The organism is Bacillus cereus group sp. MG20 (genome assembly GCF_040459885.1).
GTDB classification, from domain to species: domain Bacteria; phylum Bacillota; class Bacilli; order Bacillales; family Bacillaceae_G; genus Bacillus_A; species Bacillus_A cereus.
The window spans coordinates 3,037,501-3,055,000 of record NZ_JARVHF010000001.1; the positions used below are offsets into that span (position 1 = coordinate 3,037,501).

Consider the following 17,500-nt stretch of genomic DNA (forward strand, 5'->3'; position numbering starts at 1 on the left):
CCCTAGTGATCGATAGTGAACCAGTACCGTGAGGGAAAGGTGAAAAGCACCCCGGAAGGGGAGTGAAAGAGATCCTGAAACCGTGTGCCTACAAATAGTCAGAGCCCGTTAATGGGTGATGGCGTGCCTTTTGTAGAATGAACCGGCGAGTTACGATCCCGTGCAAGGTTAAGCTGAAGAGGCGGAGCCGCAGCGAAAGCGAGTCTGAATAGGGCGTTTAGTACGTGGTCGTAGACCCGAAACCAGGTGATCTACCCATGTCCAGGGTGAAGTTCAGGTAACACTGAATGGAGGCCCGAACCCACGCACGTTGAAAAGTGCGGGGATGAGGTGTGGGTAGCGGAGAAATTCCAATCGAACCTGGAGATAGCTGGTTCTCCCCGAAATAGCTTTAGGGCTAGCCTTAAGTGTAAGAGTCTTGGAGGTAGAGCACTGATTGAACTAGGGGTCCTCATCGGATTACCGAATTCAGTCAAACTCCGAATGCCAATGACTTATCCTTAGGAGTCAGACTGCGAGTGATAAGATCCGTAGTCAAGAGGGAAACAGCCCAGATCGCCAGCTAAGGTCCCAAAGTGTGTATTAAGTGGAAAAGGATGTGGAGTTGCTTAGACAACTAGGATGTTGGCTTAGAAGCAGCCACCATTTAAAGAGTGCGTAATAGCTCACTAGTCGAGTGACTCTGCGCCGAAAATGTACCGGGGCTAAATACACCACCGAAGCTGCGAATTGATACCAATGGTATCAGTGGTAGGGGAGCGTTCTAAGTGCAGTGAAGTCAGACCGGAAGGACTGGTGGAGCGCTTAGAAGTGAGAATGCCGGTATGAGTAGCGAAAGACGGGTGAGAATCCCGTCCACCGAATGCCTAAGGTTTCCTGAGGAAGGCTCGTCCGCTCAGGGTTAGTCAGGACCTAAGCCGAGGCCGACAGGCGTAGGCGATGGACAACAGGTTGATATTCCTGTACCACCTCTTTATCGTTTGAGCAATGGAGGGACGCAGAAGGATAGAAGAAGCGTGCGATTGGTTGTGCACGTCCAAGCAGTTAGGCTGATAAGTAGGCAAATCCGCTTATCGTGAAGGCTGAGCTGTGATGGGGAAGCTCCTTATGGAGCGAAGTCTTTGATTCCCCGCTGCCAAGAAAAGCTTCTAGCGAGATAAAAGGTGCCTGTACCGCAAACCGACACAGGTAGGCGAGGAGAGAATCCTAAGGTGTGCGAGAGAACTCTGGTTAAGGAACTCGGCAAAATGACCCCGTAACTTCGGGAGAAGGGGTGCTTTCTTAACGGAAAGCCGCAGTGAATAGGCCCAAGCGACTGTTTAGCAAAAACACAGCTCTCTGCGAAGCCGTAAGGCGAAGTATAGGGGGTGACACCTGCCCGGTGCTGGAAGGTTAAGGAGAGGGGTTAGCGTAAGCGAAGCTCTGAACTGAAGCCCCAGTAAACGGCGGCCGTAACTATAACGGTCCTAAGGTAGCGAAATTCCTTGTCGGGTAAGTTCCGACCCGCACGAAAGGTGTAACGATTTGGGCACTGTCTCAACCAGAGACTCGGTGAAATTATAGTACCTGTGAAGATGCAGGTTACCCGCGACAGGACGGAAAGACCCCGTGGAGCTTTACTGTAGCCTGATATTGAATTTTGGTACAGTTTGTACAGGATAGGCGGGAGCCATTGAAACCGGAGCGCTAGCTTCGGTGGAGGCGCTGGTGGGATACCGCCCTGACTGTATTGAAATTCTAACCTACGGGTCTTATCGACCCGGGAGACAGTGTCAGGTGGGCAGTTTGACTGGGGCGGTCGCCTCCTAAAGTGTAACGGAGGCGCCCAAAGGTTCCCTCAGAATGGTTGGAAATCATTCGTAGAGTGCAAAGGCATAAGGGAGCTTGACTGCGAGACCTACAAGTCGAGCAGGGACGAAAGTCGGGCTTAGTGATCCGGTGGTTCCGCATGGAAGGGCCATCGCTCAACGGATAAAAGCTACCCCGGGGATAACAGGCTTATCTCCCCCAAGAGTCCACATCGACGGGGAGGTTTGGCACCTCGATGTCGGCTCATCGCATCCTGGGGCTGTAGTCGGTCCCAAGGGTTGGGCTGTTCGCCCATTAAAGCGGTACGCGAGCTGGGTTCAGAACGTCGTGAGACAGTTCGGTCCCTATCCGTCGTGGGCGTAGGAAATTTGAGAGGAGCTGTCCTTAGTACGAGAGGACCGGGATGGACGCACCGCTGGTGTACCAGTTGTTCTGCCAAGGGCATAGCTGGGTAGCTATGTGCGGAAGGGATAAGTGCTGAAAGCATCTAAGCATGAAGCCCCCCTCAAGATGAGATTTCCCATAGCGTAAGCTAGTAAGATCCCTGAAAGATGATCAGGTTGATAGGTTCGAGGTGGAAGCATGGTGACATGTGGAGCTGACGAATACTAATAGATCGAGGACTTAACCATATAATATGTAGCAATGTTATCTAGTTTTGAAGGAATATGCCTTCATAGTTTGGTGATGATGGCAGAGAGGTCACACCCGTTCCCATACCGAACACGGAAGTTAAGCTCTCTAGCGCCGATGGTAGTTGGGACCTTGTCCCTGTGAGAGTAGGACGTCGCCAAGCTATTTATATCATCGCGGGGTGGAGCAGTACGGTAGCTCGTCGGGCTCATAACCCGAAGGTCGCAGGTTCAAATCCTGTCCCCGCAACCAAATGGTCCCGTGGTGTAGTGGTTAACATGCCTGCCTGTCACGCAGGAGATCGCCGGTTCGACCCCGGTCGGGACCGCCATTTTATATAAAGAAAAGAACGAAACAAGTTGTTTCGTATTTTTTTATTTGTTTTAACAAAAAACTAATAAAGACAGTCAAACTATCCTTAGGACAACTCCTAAGGACTTTTTTATATATTCAAAACCTGTATAATAAAGAGCAGAGAACATTGTGAGTAAAGTAGGTGAAGTCTGTGAGAAAATATGAAGTAACAACAAAATCTTCTGCGGAAACACAAAGATTATCAGAAAAACTAGGTGAACTCGTAGAAGCACAAGATGTAATTATTTTAGAAGGAGATCTTGGAGCTGGTAAGACGACTTTTACAAAGGGACTAGCAAAAGGTCTTGGAGTGAAAAGAGTTGTAAATAGTCCTACCTTTAATATTATTAAAGAATATAAAGGAAGATTACCGCTATATCATATGGACGTGTATCGCTTAGCAGAAAGCGAAGAGGACTTAGGCTTTGATGAGTATTTCTACGGTGAAGGAATTACGGTAGTGGAATGGGCTCATTTAATAGAAGCATATTTACCGAATGAAAAGTTACAAATTAGTTTATTCCATGCGGGAGATGACACAAGAAAAATTATACTCGAGCCAATTGGAGATCGCTATATTAGATTATGTGAGGAGCTATTACAAGATGAAAGTACTAGCAATTGATACTTCAAATTACGTAATGGGTGTATCCCTTATTGAGGAAGGAAACGTGATTGGGGAAATCATTACAAATTTGACGAAAAACCATTCTGTACGTCTTATGCCAGCTGTAGAGCAACTGTTAAAAGAATGTGGTGTAAAACCGAAGGAATTAACTAAAATCGTAGTAGCTGCTGGACCTGGATCATATACAGGTGTTCGCATAGGCGTGACAGCGGCAAAAACATTAGCTTGGTCACTTCAAATACCAATTGTAGGTGTATCAAGTTTAGAGGTAGTAGCTGCAAACGGTGCTAACTTTAATGGGTTAATTTGTCCTTTATTTGATGGAAGACGTGGGCAAATTTATACTGGATTATATACATATGAAGGAGAGCAGTTAACTTCAATAGAAGAAGACCGAATTATTCTTATTGTGGACTGGTTGCAAATGTTAAAAGATAAAGGACAGCCTGTTTTATTTATCGGTAATGATGTTAAATTGCATAAAGAAACAATTATAGAACATTTAGGTGATCAAGCTGTATTCGCTCCTTTTACTAAAAATAATCCAAGACCAAGTGAGCTAGCATTCTTAGGATTACAACAAGAAGAACAAGATGTGCATACGTTTGTTCCAAGCTATCTTCGTTTAGCTGAAGCTGAAACAAAGTGGTTAGAAAGTCAAAACAAGTAGGGGCCTTGCAGAAGATGGATATGATATTTAGAAAGATGGAACTTGATGATATTGCTCAAATTGTAGCTATTGAAGAAGTATCTTTTTCAACTCCTTGGACTGCAGATGCCTTTCACCGTGAATTAACGATGAATGAACATGCACATTATATTGTGTTAGAAAAAGATGGTCGTGTAATCGGATATTGTGGATTGTGGATAATTATTGATGAATCACATATAACAAATATAGCTATTTTGCCAGAATACCGAGGTCAAAAATTGGGAGATGCCTTATTGAAAGCAGTTATTTCAGAAGCGAAAGAACTAGGAGTAAAAACAATGACGCTTGAAGTACGTGTATCAAATGAAGTAGCAAAGCAGTTGTACAAAAAATACGGATTTCAAAATGGTGGAATTCGTAAACGATACTATGCAGACAATCAGGAAGATGGTCTTGTAATGTGGGTGAATATATAATGGAAAAAAATACGATTATACTTGGGATTGAAACAAGCTGTGATGAAACAGCGGTAGCGGTTGTTAAAAATGGAACGGAAATTATTGCGAATGTCGTTGCATCACAAATCGAAAGTCATAAACGTTTTGGCGGGGTTGTACCAGAGATTGCATCCCGTCATCATGTAGAAGAAATTACAGTTGTGTTAGAAGAAGCTTTAAAAGAAGCAAATATCACATTTGATGATATTGATGCAATTGCTGTAACAGAAGGGCCTGGTTTAGTAGGAGCACTTCTAATTGGGGTAAATGCAGCGAAGGCAGTAGCTTTTGCACATGATATTCCGCTAGTCGGTGTTCATCATATTGCAGGTCATATTTATGCGAACCGTTTAGTAAAAGAAGTTCAATTCCCGCTATTATCACTTGTTGTATCTGGTGGGCATACAGAACTTGTTTATATGAAAGAACATGGTTCATTTGAAGTAATTGGTGAAACGCGAGATGATGCAGCTGGAGAAGCATATGATAAAGTAGCTCGTACGTTATCTATGCCATATCCAGGTGGTCCGCATATTGATCGTCTTGCACATGAAGGAGAACCAACAATTGATTTGCCTCGTGCATGGCTAGAACCGAATTCATATGATTTTAGCTTTAGTGGATTGAAATCAGCAGTTATCAACACTGTGCATAACGCGAAACAACGTGGTATAGAAATTAAACCAGAAGATTTAGCGGCAAGTTTCCAAGAAAGTGTAATAGATGTACTTGTAACGAAAGCAGCTCGTGCAGCAGAAGCTTATAATGTAAAGCAATTACTTCTTGCTGGTGGAGTAGCTGCTAATAAAGGACTTCGTGCGCGATTAGAAGAGGAATTTGCACAAAAAGAAAACATTGAACTAATTATTCCACCGCTATCTTTATGCACAGATAATGCAGCAATGATTGCAGCGGCAGGGACAATTGCGTATGAACAAGGCAAGCGTGCAACATTAGCCTTAAATGCGAATCCAGGATTAGATATTGAAGCATAGTTATGCACATAATTAACCACAGCTTGTGGATAAAACCCATATTATCTGTTGATAATGTGGGTTTTGTTGTGTATATAAAGTGTTGATATCTTTTTTGTTAGTTGTGGATAATGTGGAAAAGTTGTTTTGTTAGCTATTTTATAAAGGTGGATATGTGTATAAGTTTGTGGATAAACTAGATGAAGTCTGACCTTTGAATATATTGTTTTTCGGGAAATAAAAAGTAAGAAGATATCCCTGAAAAACATTTTGAAATATCCTTCTATTATAGAGGGTGCTGATATTGTCAATCCTTGTCGGTAAATCGATATTTCGTGTCGAATCGTTTATATATATAGGGTGACGATAGATGTATTTGAAAATTGGTTGATATATTCCGAGTTACCATTGATATATTCAAAAAATTATTTATGTACTTAAAGAAAAAAGATGTCACATAGTCAAAAATCATGACTGATGAGACATCTTCCTTATTTAAATACTCTTATACATGCAGCTCTTCCCACTCTGCCATACAAGTTTCAAGTTGTTCTTGTAGCGTTTGTTTTTTAGTTGTAATTTCACTCGCTTTTTCATAATCTGCATATATTTCTGGTAAGCAAAGTTGATCTTCTAACGTAGCAATTTCTTCTTCTAAGTTTACGATGTTTTGTTCTAGTTCTTCAATTTTTCGAGTGCGTTGACGTTCTAATTGTTTACGCTCTTTTTCTTCGAGATAATTTAATTTTTCTTGAGCTACAGTTTTTTGAACAGGTGCCTGATTTTCTTGCTGTTCAAGTTGTTCAAATGCTGCGCGTTCAATCATTTCATTTTTTTTCTCCACATAGTAATCGTAATCCCCTAAATATTCCTGTGCACCTTCTGTTGATAACTCAACCACAGTCGTTGTTACACGGTTAATGAAGTAGCGATCATGTGAGACAAATAGAAGAGTCCCTGGATAATCAATTAAAGCATTCTCTAAAATCTCTTTACTATTTAAATCAAGGTGGTTCGTAGGCTCATCCAGAATTAATAAATTTGACTTTTGCATCATAAGTTTCGCAAGAGCTAATCGAGCTTTTTGTCCACCACTAAGGGAAGATACTGGTTTCAGTACATCATCTCCTGTAAATAAAAAGTTCCCGAGTATAGTACGGATTTCTTTTTCAGGTTGCAGTGGATATTCATCCCATAGTTCATTTAAAACCCGTTTAGAAGATGTTAAGTTTGCTTGTTCTTGATCATAATAACCAACAGATACATTTGATCCGAAAGAAACATCGCCATTTAATAGTGGTAACTTATTCACAATAGATTTTAATAAGGTGGATTTCCCAATTCCGTTTGGACCAACTAAAGCAACACTATCTCCGCGAGTTAAGCGCATAGTTACGTTTTCAATTATAGGGTCCTCATCATAGCCAATGGTTGCATCCTTTACTTGTAAAACATCATTTCCACTTTGCTTTTCAATATCGAAGTGGAATGATGCTGACTTAGAATCCCCTAATGGTCTCGTTAATAATTCCATTCTGTCTAGTTGTTTACGGCGACTTTGAGCACGTTTCGTTGTAGAGGCGCGAGCTATATTCTTTTGAACGAAGTCCTCAAGTTTTGCGATTTCATCTTGTTGTTTTTCGTAACGTTTCATTTCTTGCTCATATAATGCTGATTTTAAGTCTAAATATTTACTGTAGTTACCAACAAATCGTCTGCTTTCTTTATTCGAGATTTCATATACTTGTGTAACAAGTTTGTCTAAGAAATAACGGTCATGTGAAACGATTAATATTGCGCCAGGATAACCTTGTAAATATTGCTCAAGCCATGTTAATGTTTCGATGTCTAAATGGTTTGTAGGCTCGTCCAAAATAAGTAAGTCTGGTTTTGTTAATAATAATTTTCCGAGAGCTAATCTTGTTTTTTGCCCACCGCTTAAAGTAGAAATCGTCGTCTGGTGCGTTTCAACTGGGAAGCCAAGGCCGCTTAAAATGGAGCGAATATCCGCTTCATATTGATATCCACCTTGATCTTTATAATTGAGTTGCAATTGGTCATAATCAGCTAACAATCTTTCATATATAGCTTCGTTTGAAAAGTTTTCTTCTTTTCCCATTTCTTGCTCAAGCCTTCGAAGTTTTGTCTCCATTTGCTGTAAGTGGGTAAAGACGGTTAGCATTTCATCCCAAATTGTTAAAGACGTTTCTAGGCCGGTATTTTGAGCTAAATACCCGATTGAGACATCTTTCGGTTTTATAATTTCGCCACCATCATGTGATAATTCACCAGCGATAATTTTTAATAATGTAGATTTTCCAGCTCCATTCCTTCCAACTAATGCGATACGATCTTTTGTTTGTACTTCTAATTTTATGTTTGCAAGAATTGTTTCTGCACCGTATAATTTCGAAAGTCCATTTACTTGTAATAAAATCAATGTTTTCACCTCAAATAATTTCTTAACTTTGCCATGTTTATATTTCTCAATCATACTAAAAATAGTGTATAGTTTAAAATAAGAGAGAATACTTCTTCTCTTTATTATACAAGGAATTTAATGAGTGCTAAACTTCTGTATTTGATTAAAGTATATGAATAAAGATAGGAAGAGAGGAGAGGTCATATGGATCAGCAAAAGATTCCACAAGCCACTGCTAAAAGATTGCCTCTATACTATCGATTTATCCAAAACTTATCTCTTTCTGGTAAGCAGCGTGTTTCATCGGCCGAATTGAGTGAAGCGGTAAAAGTAGATTCCGCAACAATACGAAGAGATTTTTCGTATTTTGGAGCGTTAGGGAAAAAGGGATATGGATATAACGTAAATTATTTATTATCATTTTTCCGCGAAACACTTGATCAAGATGATATAACGCGTGTAGCACTTATTGGAGTAGGTAATTTAGGGACCGCTTTCTTACATTATAATTTCACGAAAAACAATAATACAAAAATTGAAATGGCATTTGATGTTAGTGAAGAGAAAGTTGGAACAGAAATCGGGGGCATTCCTGTATACCATTTAGATGAATTAGAAGAGAGATTATCAAATGATATACAAGTGGCAATATTAACAGTACCGGCTACAGTAGCACAAGCTGTAGCAGATAGATTAGCTGAAACGAGCGTGCATGGTATTTTGAATTTCACACCAGCGCGATTAAACGTATCAGAGAATATTAGAATTCATCATATTGATTTAGCTGTAGAGTTACAAACATTAGTTTACTTTTTGAAAAACTATCCACAATAAAACGCAGAGGAAGCGACCTCTGCGTTTTATTATTGTTTCTTCTTTGTGAATTTAACTAATATAAGGCGAAGTGCCAAATTAAAATCAATTGTTGCCATAACTGCAAATAGTATTGTCCACACATTCCAGATTGTATCTGTTACGTTCGTAATGGCGAAGCGTGTAAAGATACATCCAAGAAGGAAGTATAGTGCAGCCATGAACAATGGTGAGTTTCTCATACAAAAAATCCTCCGATAAAGCCTTGCATTTTTTCAGCTTCTTTAATCATTTCTTGAATTCGCTCATTGCTCATAAAAATTTGCCCAATAGCGACTAATGTATTCATCGCAACATGAGCTGCAATCGGAACGATAATACGCTTCGTCTTCACATATAAGAAGGCGAATACGAGCCCCATAGCAGTGTATACCAATAAGTGAGTAAAATCAAAATGAATTGCTGCGAATACAAGCGAACTAATGATAGCTGCGATAAAGAAGTTAAACTTCTTATAAAGTGTACCAAATAAAATTTTTCTAAATACGATTTCTTCTAAGATAGGTCCAATTATAGATACAACAATAAGGAACCAAGGTATCGTTCTTGCGATGTCCATCAGTCTGTCTGTATTCTCAGATCCACGTGGAACCCCAAATACATACATTTCAATCATACCTGCAATGGATTGTGAGATGATTGCTAAGAAGAACCCGATGAAAATCCATCCAATAGTAGCTGGAACAGAAGAGCGCATTGGATCTAAATGCCTGTCACGAATGTCTGTTCTAAGTAACCAAAGCACGATACATAATGCAATAAAGAAGCTAATGATTGCCCAGTGTCCCGTTATAATTTGTCCTTTTTCTTCAATGGTAAATCCTCTATTATCATAGAGTCCTGTTTTTAGGAGAAGTGGTAATCCAACAACGCCAGATAACTGCATTAAAATGTATGTAACGATAATCCACCAGTATTGTTTCTTCAAATGGTTTAACCATCCTTTCTAACTCTAGTGTATGAGATGAGGTAGGATAACATGTAAATATGTTATCTACGATATAAACTTTCATCCGAATTATGATTTTTTTGTAAATACATATTTGAAATTGAAGTAAGAGACAGGAAAAAGTTGTGCGTTTAGCGAAAACAACTTAGGGTGTCTTTCATATTGTAACATACGAGTTGGGGAAACAACGATTCATATAGTAAAGGCAGTATTCTATATAGAAAGTTTATATAGTAATTTGCGAAAAAATTATGATTTTTTTACTTGCAAAAGAAATTGAGATTATTTATTATTATAAGTGTGTTAGCACTCGGATGACTTGAGTGCTAATAAATAAAATTTACATAACAAAATGAGGAGGTTATTGTTCATGCTAAAGCCATTAGGTGATCGCGTTGTAATTGAGCTTGTTCAAGCAGAAGAAAAAACAGCAAGTGGTATCGTATTACCAGATACCGCAAAAGAAAAACCACAAGAGGGTAAAGTTGTTGCAGTAGGTACTGGTCGAGTGCTTGAAAATGGTGAGCGTGTTGCTTTAGAGGTAGCAGCAGGTGATCTTATCATCTTCTCAAAATATGCAGGTACTGAAGTGAAATATGAAGGTACAGACTACTTGATTTTACGTGAAAGTGACATTTTAGCAGTTATCGGTTAATTATATAAATCTTAAAAAATCCAAGGGGGTCAATTATTATGGCAAAAGATATTAAATTTAGTGAAGAAGCACGTCGTTCGATGCTTCGCGGTGTCGACACTCTTGCAAACGCAGTAAAAGTAACACTTGGACCAAAAGGTCGTAACGTTGTACTTGAGAAAAAATTCGGTTCACCACTTATTACAAATGATGGTGTAACAATCGCAAAAGAAATCGAATTAGAAGATGCATTCGAAAACATGGGTGCAAAATTAGTAGCAGAAGTTGCTAGCAAAACAAATGATGTAGCTGGTGACGGAACAACAACTGCAACTGTATTAGCGCAAGCTATGATTCGTGAAGGTCTTAAAAACGTAACAGCTGGTGCTAACCCAATGGGTCTTCGTAAAGGTATCGAAAAAGCTGTTACTGCTGCAATTGAAGAATTAAAAACGATTTCTAAACCAATCGAAGGCAAATCTTCTATCGCACAAGTAGCTGCTATTTCTGCAGCTGACGAAGAAGTAGGTCAATTAATCGCTGAAGCAATGGAGCGCGTTGGTAACGACGGCGTTATTACTTTAGAAGAGTCTAAAGGATTCACAACAGAATTAGACGTAGTAGAAGGTATGCAATTTGATCGTGGATATGCATCTCCTTACATGATTACTGATTCTGACAAAATGGAAGCAGTTCTTGATAACCCATATATCTTAATTACTGACAAAAAGATTTCTAACATTCAAGAAATCTTACCAGTATTAGAGCAAGTGGTACAACAAGGTAAACCACTTCTTATCATTGCTGAAGATGTAGAAGGCGAAGCTTTAGCTACATTAGTAGTGAACAAACTTCGTGGTACATTCAATGTAGTAGCTGTTAAAGCTCCTGGATTTGGTGACCGTCGTAAAGCAATGCTAGAAGATATCGCAATCTTAACTGGTGGCGAAGTAATCACTGAAGAATTAGGTCGTGACTTAAAATCTGCTACAGTTGAATCTTTAGGACGCGCTGGTAAAGTTGTTGTTACAAAAGAAAACACAACTGTAGTTGAAGGTATTGGAAATACAGAGCAAATCGCAGCTCGCATCGGTCAAATTCGTGCGCAATTAGAAGAAACAACTTCTGAATTCGATCGTGAAAAATTACAAGAGCGTCTTGCTAAACTAGCAGGTGGCGTAGCGGTAATTAAAGTAGGTGCAGCAACTGAAACTGAGTTGAAAGAGCGCAAACTTCGCATTGAAGATGCACTTAACTCAACTCGTGCAGCAGTAGAAGAAGGTATCGTTGCAGGTGGTGGTACTTCACTTATGAACGTATACACGAAAGTAGCTTCTATCGTAGCTGAAGGCGACGAAGCAACAGGTATCAACATCGTACTTCGCGCACTAGAAGAGCCAGTTCGTCAAATCGCAATCAACGCTGGTCTAGAAGGATCTGTAGTTGTAGAGCGTCTAAAAGGCGAAAAAGTAGGCGTTGGTTTCAACGCAGCTACTGGCGAATGGGTTAACATGCTTGAGTCTGGTATCGTAGATCCAGCTAAAGTAACTCGTTCTGCACTTCAAAACGCAGCATCTGTTGCAGCTATGTTCTTAACAACTGAAGCTGTAGTAGCTGACAAGCCAGAGCCAAATGCACCAGCAATGCCTGACATGGGCGGCATGGGCATGGGCGGTATGGGCGGAATGATGTAATTCCGTTTGCCCTAAAAAACATCCATTTCTATGTAGAAATGGATGTTTTTTTATGTTTTTTAGAAAAGGAAATGAATTTCTGTAGAATTTTGTCGCTTTCTCTCTTGACCATATTGATACTTCATTGTTAGAATCTAGGAAGATAATATAAAACGATCCTTCATATATCCTCAATGATATGGTTTGAGAGTCTCTACCGGGTTACCGTAAACAACCTGACTATGAAGGCAGTGTGTCTTATATTTATAAAGAGCGGAGACTATCTTTCTTTATAAAGCCAGACCCCTGCCTTTTCTTTGTTATGAGACTAGAGGCGGAGGACTGGCTTTTTTTATTATATTGGTAATGCTTTTCGCCAAATTGGTGAAAATATTTATATACGAGAACTAACGTTGGGGTGATTATTTTGAAGAAACAACACGATACAATTATCGTTTTAGATTTTGGAAGTCAATACAATCAGTTAATAGCACGTCGAATTCGTGAGTTCGGTGTATACAGTGAACTTCATCCACATACAATTACTGCAGAAGAAATTAAAGCAATGAATCCAAAAGGGATTATTTTCTCTGGTGGACCAAATAGCGTATACGGTGAAGGTGCATTACATTGTGATGAAAAAATCTTCGAACTAGATTTACCGATCTTCGGTATCTGTTACGGTATGCAGCTTATGACACAACACTTCGGTGGTAAAGTAGAGCGTGCCAACCACCGTGAGTACGGAAAAGCTGTTCTTAAAGTAGAGAACGAATCAAAATTATATGCGAACCTTCCAGAAGAGCAAGTTGTATGGATGAGCCATGGCGACTTAGTAACTGGTTTACCTGAAGGATTCGTAGTAGACGCAACAAGTGAGTCTTGCCCAATTGCTGGTATGAGCAATGAAGCGAAAAACTTATACGGTGTACAATTCCACCCAGAAGTACGTCACTCTGAGCACGGTAACGATTTAATTAAAAACTTCGTATTCGGCGTATGTGGTTGTTCTGAAGGATGGAACATGGAGAACTTTATCGAAGTAGAATTAGAAAAGATTCGTGAAACTGTTGGAGACAAAAAAGTACTATGTGCACTTAGTGGCGGCGTAGACTCTTCTGTTGTAGCAGTATTAATTCATAAAGCAATCGGCGATCAGTTAACATGTATTTTCGTTGACCACGGTTTACTTCGTAAAGGTGAAGCAGAAGGCGTTATGAAAACATTTAGCGAAGGCTTCCATATGAACGTTATTAAAGTGGATGCACAAGAACGCTTCATGAACAAGTTAAAAGGTGTAGAAGATCCAGAACAAAAACGTAAAATCATCGGTAACGAATTCATTTACGTATTTGATGATGAAGCGTCAAAATTACAAGGTATGGACTTCTTAGCACAAGGTACACTTTACACAGATATCGTTGAAAGTGGTACAGCAACTGCACAAACAATTAAATCTCACCATAACGTTGGTGGACTTCCAGAAGACATGCAGTTCAAATTAATTGAGCCTTTAAACACGTTATTTAAAGATGAAGTACGTGTATTAGGATCTGAACTAGGAATTCCTGATGAAATCGTATGGCGTCAACCATTCCCAGGACCGGGTCTTGGTATTCGTGTATTAGGTGAAATCACAGAAGAGAAATTAGAAATCGTTCGTGAATCTGATGCGATTTTACGTGAAGAAATTATTAAAGCGGGCTTAGACCGTGAAATCTGGCAATACTTCACTGCGCTTCCTGGTATGCGTAGCGTAGGTGTTATGGGTGACGAGCGTACTTACGATTACACAGTAGGTATCCGTGCAGTAACATCTATTGACGGTATGACAGCTGACTGGGCACGTATCCCTTGGGACGTACTAGAGAAAATCTCTGTTCGTATCGTAAACGAAGTAAAACACGTTAACCGTATCGTGTATGATGTAACGAGTAAGCCACCAGCAACTATTGAGTGGGAATAGTATTGTAATAAAAAAGATCCATCTATCATTCATGAATAGATGGATCTTTTTGTTTTCGTTGTTAATACGAACGAAAATATAAAAATTTATAAAAACGTTCGCTTTTAAATTGACAAAAATACATTCAAGAGTTAATATGAGTATGTAATTCAAACGAAAAGTGAATATTATGCCGTCGTATAATATCGGGGATATGGCCCGAAAGTTTCTACCTAGCTACCGTAAATGGCTTGACTACGAGGCGTTTAGATAAAGATGAGGGGAAACTTGTCTTTATTCATAGAACGCTTCCATGTATATGCAATGGAAGCCTTTTTTATTTTTAATAGATAAAAGAGGGCTAGGGAGATTACGGCGAGTAATCATATAACGGGGGAAACGTAGGATGAAACGCTATTTTCAATTTGATGAGCTCGGTACGAATTATAAGACTGAGTTCATAGCGGGGTTAACAACATTTCTATCTATGGCTTACGTACTGTTTGTCAATCCTGCTACGCTGTCGCTTGGAAATGTTAAAGGGTTACCAGCAGGTACAGGGATGGATCCAGGTGCAGTATTCGTTGCTACGGCATTAGCGGCAGCAATCGGTTCGTTAATTATGGGTATTTTCGCGAAGTATCCAATTGCTTTAGCGCCAGGTATGGGAATTAACGCGTTCTTTGCTTATACAGCAGTGTTAACGATGGGTATTCCGTGGCAAACGGCCATTGCCGGAACATTAATGTCAGGTATTATCTTTATTATTCTTACTGCTTCAGGTATTCGTGAAAAAATCATTAATGCAATTCCATCGGAGTTAAAGTTTGCAGTAGCAGCAGGTATCGGATTGTTCATTGCATTCCTTGGATTCCAAAATGCTGGAATTATCGTGAAAAATGATGCTGTTCTTGTTGGGTTGGGGGACTTAACAAAGGGCACAACGTTACTAGCAATCTTCGGGGTTGTTACGACAATCATCTTTATGATTAAGAAAGTTAATGGTGCAGTATTTTACGGTATGATTCTTACAGCGATCTTAGGAGTGGCAACAGGATTAATTGATACTCCGAAAGCTGTAGTGGGAGCAATACCGAGTCTAGAACCAACGTTCGGCGTGGCGTTAACGCACTTCGGAGATATTTTTACAGTTCAAATGGGGATTGTTATTATAACGTTCTTCTTTATCGATTTCTTTGATACAGCAGGTACGCTTGTAGCGGTTGCGAATCAAGCTGGATTAATGAAGAACAATAAATTACCACGTGCAGGAAAAGCATTATTTGCAGATGCGATTGCAACTGTAATTGGTGCAATCTTGGGTACATCAACAACAACGTCTTACATTGAGTCTTCTGCAGGGGTAGCAGCAGGAGGACGTTCTGGATTTACAGCAGTTGTAACAGCAGGATTCTTCTTACTGGCACTATTCTTCTCGCCATTACTAAGTGTTGTAACGCCAGCTGTAACGGCACCAGCTTTAATTATTGTAGGAATCTTGATGGTTTCTTCTTTAGGGGAAATTGATTGGAAGAAATTCGAGATTGCAGTGCCAGCATTCTTTACAATTATCTCTATGCCACTTACGTATAGTATCGCAACTGGGATTGCGATTGGATTTATCTTCTATCCAATTACAATGGTTGTGAGTGGTCGTCGTAAAGAGGTTCATCCGATTATGTATGTTATGGGAGTTTTATTCGTACTATATTTCATCTACGTTCGTAAATAAAAGGGGTTTTTTCAAAGGTCTAGACTTAAGGGGAGTCTAGACCTTTTTTGCGTCTTCAGAAAAACTTAAGGATTTCCGAGCGTTTTTCTTCAGAAGTTTTTCTATAATAGAAGTTAGGGATTAAAAAAGTGATGGGGGAGATATTGTGGCACACGAAACAATACTTGTCGTAGATGATGAAAAAGAAATTCGGAATTTAATTACAATCTATTTAAAGAATGAAGGATATAAAGTATTGCAAGCAGGGGACGGAGAAGAAGGGCTACGTTTACTGGAAGAAAATGAAGTGCATCTAGTCGTATTAGATATTATGATGCCGAAAGTAGATGGTATTCATATGTGTATGAAAGTAAGAGAATCGAAAGAGATGCCTATTATTATGCTTTCTGCGAAAACGCAAGATATGGATAAGATTTTAGGATTAACAACAGGAGCAGATGATTACGTAACGAAGCCCTTTAATCCATTAGAGTTAATTGCACGAATTAAATCTCAGTTACGCCGTTATATGAAAATGAATGGTTTTGCTATTCAAAATGAGGACGAGCTAGAAATTGGAGAGATGAAAATAAATATCTCGACCCATAAAGTTATTGTAGAGGGAGAAGAAGTGAAACTAACCCCGAGGGAATTTTCAATTTTAGAATTGCTAGCTAGAAATCCAGGTATGGTGTTTAGTGCGGAGCAAATTTATGAAAAGGTGTGGAACGAACGATCTTTCCAGTCTGATAATACTGTAATGGTGCATATTCGAAAAGTACGTGAAAAGATTGAGGAGAATCCAAGGAAGCCTAGATATATAAAAACAGTATGGGGAGTGGGGTATAAGATTGAAAAAGATATTTAATCCGTTTACTTATGTTAGGAAAATTCGAGAATTAATTGGAAAGATAATAAAGAGCGTGAAACGGAGTATAAGGATTCAACTTATTACGGCGTTTACTGCTTGTGCGTTATTAGGTCTCTTTGTATCAACGAAGATAGTAGCACCTATTTTTGAAGATGCTAGCCAGCATGCTGAGATTAATTACAGAGATGGTATGGAGCAAATTAATCGTAAAGCTCAAAGTACAGCGGAAATGATGGTTGCTGAAAATAAATTAGATGCTGTACAAAATATGATAGAACTAGAAAATGAGAATTTAGAGCAAGGGCATGATGCCTTTAAAATATTAGTTACTGACGAAAATGGTAAAGTTTTGTATAAAACGAAGCAAGCGCAAGAAGAACAAATTAATTTGCATAATACAATTCGTAATGCGACTTCATTTGCTATCAATTATTCAAATAATAATGATATTGAAAGATCAAGAAAAGAGTTTATTACATTCTCGCCTATTACAATTGAAGGTAAGAACTTATATATGTTTGTAAGCGGGATTCCTCAAGGGGAGGTAGTGTATTATAAAGTAGAAGGACCATTCCCATTTTTAATTGGTGTCCTTGTATTCATCTTCTCTTTCTTCTATATAACAAAGAGAAAGATGAAGCAGATTGAAGCAATGGCAGAAGGTGTAAAGGAAATAGAAAAAGGAAACTTAGCGTACCGCATTGAGAAGAAAGGTGAAGATGAGATTGCGTCTTTAACTGAGAATATTAATAATATGGCGGAAGAGCTTATGAATAATATAGAAAAAGAGCGTAAATTAGAAAAGCAGAAAAATGAGCTTATTACGAATGTATCTCATGATTTACGTACACCGCTGACTTCTATTATGGGTTACT

14 protein-coding genes, 2 tRNA genes, 2 rRNA genes and 2 riboswitches (2 of these 20 running past the window's edge) are annotated in these 17,500 nt (G+C 39.3%); of the genes, 15 read left to right on the forward strand and 3 right to left on the reverse strand.

Annotated elements, in window-relative coordinates; all coding sequences use genetic code 11:
- From QCI81_RS15735 to tsaD, 8 genes are all read left to right on the forward strand, one after another.
- A 23S ribosomal RNA gene (locus tag QCI81_RS15735) occupies nucleotides 1–2,441 on the forward strand (it extends 481 nt beyond the left edge of the window).
- Between the two features lie 48 nt (nucleotides 2,442–2,489).
- Nucleotides 2,490–2,605: ribosomal RNA gene (gene rrf, locus QCI81_RS15740) — 5S ribosomal RNA — on the forward strand.
- Between the two features lie 12 nt (nucleotides 2,606–2,617).
- Nucleotides 2,618–2,694, forward strand: a tRNA-Met gene (locus tag QCI81_RS15745).
- 3 nt (nucleotides 2,695–2,697) lie between these two features.
- Nucleotides 2,698–2,773, forward strand: a tRNA-Asp gene (locus tag QCI81_RS15750).
- A gap of 174 nt (nucleotides 2,774–2,947) precedes the next feature.
- Nucleotides 2,948–3,421 carry a tRNA (adenosine(37)-N6)-threonylcarbamoyltransferase complex ATPase subunit type 1 TsaE gene (gene tsaE / locus QCI81_RS15755; RefSeq protein WP_001233790.1) on the forward strand — a complete coding sequence of 158 codons (474 nt, stop codon included), beginning with the start codon at nucleotides 2,948–2,950 and terminating at the stop codon, nucleotides 3,419–3,421.
- A complete protein-coding gene (gene tsaB / locus QCI81_RS15760) occupies nucleotides 3,402–4,094 on the forward strand; it encodes a tRNA (adenosine(37)-N6)-threonylcarbamoyltransferase complex dimerization subunit type 1 TsaB (protein ID WP_000865771.1) in 693 nt (230 codons plus the stop codon). The genes tsaE and tsaB overlap by 20 nt, the downstream gene beginning before the upstream one ends.
- A gap of 14 nt (nucleotides 4,095–4,108) precedes the next feature.
- Nucleotides 4,109–4,552: a ribosomal protein S18-alanine N-acetyltransferase gene (gene rimI, locus QCI81_RS15765; RefSeq protein WP_000367207.1), complete on the forward strand. Its 444-nt coding sequence runs from the start codon at nucleotides 4,109–4,111 to the stop codon at nucleotides 4,550–4,552.
- Complete coding sequence (gene tsaD / locus QCI81_RS15770) at nucleotides 4,552–5,568, forward strand: tRNA (adenosine(37)-N6)-threonylcarbamoyltransferase complex transferase subunit TsaD (RefSeq protein ID WP_000414595.1); 1,017 nt, start codon at nucleotides 4,552–4,554, stop codon at nucleotides 5,566–5,568. The genes rimI and tsaD overlap by 1 nt, the downstream gene beginning before the upstream one ends.
- Nucleotides 5,569–6,052: 484 nt before the next feature.
- Here the strand turns inward: tsaD and QCI81_RS15775 are convergent, their stop codons facing one another.
- A complete protein-coding gene (locus tag QCI81_RS15775; RefSeq protein WP_217810011.1) occupies nucleotides 6,053–7,987 on the reverse strand; it encodes an ABC-F family ATP-binding cassette domain-containing protein in 1,935 nt (644 codons plus the stop codon).
- A 186-nt stretch (nucleotides 7,988–8,173) separates the two neighbouring features.
- Here QCI81_RS15775 and QCI81_RS15780 point away from each other — a divergent pair, with 186 nt between their 5' ends.
- A complete protein-coding gene (locus tag QCI81_RS15780; protein WP_000372699.1) occupies nucleotides 8,174–8,803 on the forward strand; it encodes a redox-sensing transcriptional repressor Rex in 630 nt (209 codons plus the stop codon).
- Nucleotides 8,804–8,832: 29 nt separating this feature from the next.
- Here QCI81_RS15780 and QCI81_RS15785 read toward each other — a convergent pair whose 3' ends face one another.
- Both QCI81_RS15785 and QCI81_RS15790 read right to left on the reverse strand, forming a co-directional pair.
- On the reverse strand, nucleotides 8,833–9,024 hold the full coding sequence (locus QCI81_RS15785; RefSeq protein WP_001246204.1) for a YdiK family protein: 192 nt from the start codon (nucleotides 9,022–9,024) through the stop codon (nucleotides 8,833–8,835).
- Nucleotides 9,021–9,770 (reverse strand): CPBP family intramembrane glutamic endopeptidase, encoded by a 750-nt coding sequence (locus QCI81_RS15790; RefSeq protein ID WP_071730385.1) that lies wholly within the window; start codon nucleotides 9,768–9,770, stop codon nucleotides 9,021–9,023. The genes QCI81_RS15785 and QCI81_RS15790 overlap by 4 nt, the downstream gene beginning before the upstream one ends.
- A gap of 391 nt (nucleotides 9,771–10,161) precedes the next feature.
- On the opposite strand from QCI81_RS15790, the gene groES reads away from it, so the two are divergent.
- The 6 genes from groES to QCI81_RS15820 form a co-directional block, all read left to right on the forward strand.
- Complete coding sequence (groES, locus tag QCI81_RS15795; protein WP_000917311.1) at nucleotides 10,162–10,446, forward strand: co-chaperone GroES; 285 nt, start codon at nucleotides 10,162–10,164, stop codon at nucleotides 10,444–10,446.
- A 38-nt stretch (nucleotides 10,447–10,484) separates the two neighbouring features.
- Nucleotides 10,485–12,119 (forward strand): chaperonin GroEL, encoded by a 1,635-nt coding sequence (gene groL / locus QCI81_RS15800; protein ID WP_001029992.1) that lies wholly within the window; start codon nucleotides 10,485–10,487, stop codon nucleotides 12,117–12,119.
- A 140-nt stretch (nucleotides 12,120–12,259) separates the two neighbouring features.
- Nucleotides 12,260–12,361, forward strand: a riboswitch (purine riboswitch).
- A gap of 164 nt (nucleotides 12,362–12,525) precedes the next feature.
- Nucleotides 12,526–14,064, forward strand: coding sequence for a glutamine-hydrolyzing GMP synthase (gene guaA / locus QCI81_RS15805; protein ID WP_146632278.1), 1,539 nt, complete (start codon nucleotides 12,526–12,528; stop codon nucleotides 14,062–14,064).
- Between the two features lie 155 nt (nucleotides 14,065–14,219).
- Nucleotides 14,220–14,321: riboswitch (purine riboswitch) on the forward strand.
- A 128-nt stretch (nucleotides 14,322–14,449) separates the two neighbouring features.
- Nucleotides 14,450–15,775 carry an NCS2 family permease gene (locus QCI81_RS15810; protein ID WP_000833096.1) on the forward strand — a complete coding sequence of 442 codons (1,326 nt, stop codon included), beginning with the start codon at nucleotides 14,450–14,452 and terminating at the stop codon, nucleotides 15,773–15,775.
- 145 nt (nucleotides 15,776–15,920) lie between these two features.
- Nucleotides 15,921–16,622, forward strand: coding sequence for a response regulator transcription factor (locus tag QCI81_RS15815; protein ID WP_000929891.1), 702 nt, complete (start codon nucleotides 15,921–15,923; stop codon nucleotides 16,620–16,622).
- Nucleotides 16,606–17,500, forward strand: the 5' portion of a protein-coding gene (locus QCI81_RS15820) for a HAMP domain-containing sensor histidine kinase (RefSeq protein WP_016513331.1). It continues 611 nt past the right edge of the window; only the first 895 of its 1,506 coding nucleotides appear in the window; it begins with the start codon at nucleotides 16,606–16,608; the stop codon falls past the right edge of the window. The genes QCI81_RS15815 and QCI81_RS15820 overlap by 17 nt, the downstream gene beginning before the upstream one ends.